Source organism: Nostoc sp. CHAB 5715, from assembly GCF_020829685.1.
GTDB lineage: Bacteria > Cyanobacteriota > Cyanobacteriia > Cyanobacteriales > Nostocaceae > Nostoc.
Genome location: NZ_JAIVFR010001017.1, coordinates 1 through 2,497, shown reverse-complemented (window position 1 = coordinate 2,497; position 2,497 = coordinate 1). Strand labels below are relative to the sequence as shown.

Sequence of the window (2,497 nt, the reverse complement as noted above, 5' to 3'; positions counted from 1 at the left end):
GTGGTTTATGCTGGGAGCGACCAGTATCTGGTTCGTCAAAATATACAACGTTACCGAAGTGCTGGGTGGTTTGTTAGAAGCTGGCCGATATCCCATTGCAGCATATCCTACTGCTTACCGCTTTTTCTTCACCTTTGTAATGCCAGTAGCGTTTTTAACTACTGTACCAGCCCAAGCGCTACTGGGCCAAAGTGAAATTAGCTGGTTGATAGGTGCGGCAATATTAGCAGTAGCGTTGTTTTTCGCTTCCACTTGCTTTTGGCGATTTGCGTTACGGTTTTATACCAGTGCTTCGAGTTAGAGAGCTAGAGCAACGCCTTTCAACTAAAAATCGGGATGACTGGATTTGAACCAGCGGCCCCTTCGTCCCGAACGAAGTGCGCTACCAAGCTGCGCCACATCCCGCCATAAAAATGCCATTATAAATTAAGAATATCACAACCCGTGCCAAATTACAGAGTTACATCTATATATAATGATCGCTTCACCCAAGGCTTTGCTTGCTACGATTAAATTTGTATAACTCTAGTGGTAAAAGCGGATTGTGACTGTAAAACCAGACTGGTTGCGGGTAAAAGCACCTGGGCGTGAGCGCATCGGTAACGTTAAAGATATTTTGCGGGATTTAGCCCTCAATACAGTTTGTGAGGAAGCGTCCTGTCCGAATATTGGTGAATGCTTCAATGCTGGGACTGCCACATTTTTAATTATGGGCCCGGCTTGTACACGCGCTTGTCCCTACTGCGATATTGATTTTGAGAAAAAACCCAAACCACTAGACCCCACGGAACCTGCACGACTAGCAGAAGCTGTTCGCCGCATGAAACTTAACCATGTTGTGATCACTTCTGTAAACCGAGATGATCTGGCAGATGGTGGTGCGTCTCAGTTTATAGCGTGTATTAATGCGGTTCGCACTGTTTCACCCAACACCACAATTGAGGTACTAATTCCTGACTTGTGCGGTAATTGGAATGCCCTAGAGTTGATTCTACAAGCTGCGCCAGAGGTATTAAACCACAATACAGAAACTGTTCCACGCCTGTATCGCCGGGTGCGTCCCCAAGGAAACTACGATCGCACATTAGAATTATTGCAACGCACTCGCCAAGTTCTCAAGAGCACATACACTAAATCTGGTATCATGGTTGGACTCGGTGAAACTGATGCCGAAATCCGCCAGGTCATGCAAGACTTGCGAACTGTGGATTGCGACATTTTGACAATTGGGCAATACCTCCAACCCAGTCAAAAACATTTGCAAGTAAATGAATTTATCAATCCAGAACAATTTGCTGACTGGAAGGCATTCGGCGAGGAAATCGGATTTTTACAAGTTGTTTCTTCACCATTGACAAGAAGCTCATATCATGCAGAAAAAGTCAGGGAATTAATGGAACGTTATCCCCGCTCAAAAGTTAGGAGTTAGGAATTAGGAGTTATGAGTGAGCAGATGTACTCCAACTCAAAACTTTCCGTTGCAATTCTTGGTGCGGGTGCTTGGGGTGCATCTCTGGCAAATCTCGCCACAGCAAATGGTCATCTGGTGCGCGTGTGGTCGCGTCAAGGTTCGCAAACTATCCAAGCAGTTTTAAAAGATGTCCAAATCGTCCTATCCGCTATCTCGATGATTGGTGTGAGGGATGTTGCTTCCCAAATCCAGTGTTTCCCCCTTTCTCCAGAGACAATTTTTGTCACAGCGACGAAAGGCTTAGACCCCCAAACTACCTGCACGCCGTCGCAAATTTGGCAAACACTATTCCCTAACCATGCAGTTGTCGTCCTGTCTGGGCCTAATTTATCTAAAGAAATTCAACTAGAATTACCAGCAGCAACGGTAGTAGCCAGTAATATTCCCACGGCTGCGGAAGTAGTCCAGTTAGTATTTTCTTCTGTGCGTTTTCGGGTATATACCAATCCCGATCCTTTGGGCGTGGAATTGGGGGGAACACTGAAAAATGTGATTGCGATCGCAGCCGGTGTGTGCGATGGTTTACAACTGGGAACCAATGCCAAAGCTGCTTTAGTCACCCGTGGACTTACAGAAATGGTTCGCATCGGCAACAACTGGGGTGCGAAGACAGAAACATTTTATGGTTTATCAGGTCTAGGAGATTTGTTAGCAACCTGCAATAGTCCCTTAAGCCGCAATTACCAAGTTGGCTACCAGCTAGCTGGTGGTAACTCACTTACAGAAACTCTCGAAAATTTACAAGGAACTGCTGAAGGAGTGAATACTTGCCGGGTTTTGATGCAACGAGCCAAGCAACAAAGCATTCCTGTTCCAATTACTGAGCAAGTTTATCGTTTACTTCAGGGTGAAGTCACACCCCGACAAGCACTTGATGAACTGATGCTGCGAGATATCAAGCCAGAGTACAACTACTAGAGCATCGATTCAACAATCAAAAACCTAACCCTCCCCAGCCCCCAAACCTTGCAGGTTTGGGGGAGAGGTTCTTTTAAGATTACTGAATTTGTAGATCGGCAGAGCGCG

The 2,497-nt window shown here is 45.9% G+C and carries 3 protein-coding genes and 1 tRNA gene; 3 read left to right on the top strand and 1 reads right to left on the bottom strand.

The window, feature by feature from the left end:
- Positions 1-301: ABC-2 family transporter protein (locus tag LC574_RS35205; RefSeq protein ID WP_229458261.1), on the top strand; the 301-nt coding region annotated here is incomplete at its 5' end.
- A gap of 30 nt (positions 302-331) precedes the next feature.
- Here LC574_RS35205 and LC574_RS35200 read toward each other — a convergent pair.
- Positions 332-405 (bottom strand) — tRNA-Pro (locus LC574_RS35200).
- 139 nt (positions 406-544) lie between these two features.
- Between LC574_RS35200 and lipA the strand changes: the two genes are divergently transcribed.
- Together lipA and LC574_RS35190 are read left to right on the top strand one after the other, a co-directional pair.
- Complete coding sequence (lipA, locus tag LC574_RS35195) at positions 545-1,429, top strand: lipoyl synthase (RefSeq protein ID WP_229458260.1); 885 nt, start codon at positions 545-547, stop codon at positions 1,427-1,429.
- 24 nt (positions 1,430-1,453) lie between these two features.
- On the top strand, positions 1,454-2,389 hold the full coding sequence (locus LC574_RS35190; RefSeq protein ID WP_229458262.1) for an NAD(P)H-dependent glycerol-3-phosphate dehydrogenase: 936 nt from the start codon (positions 1,454-1,456) through the stop codon (positions 2,387-2,389).
- Positions 2,390-2,497: the final 108 nt, after the last annotated feature.

Excerpts from the sequence above, each read along its gene's own strand:
- LC574_RS35190 (WP_229458262.1), top strand. The coding sequence starts at position 1,454 with ATGTACTCCAACTCAAAACTTTCCGTTGCAATTCTTGGTGCGGGTGCT.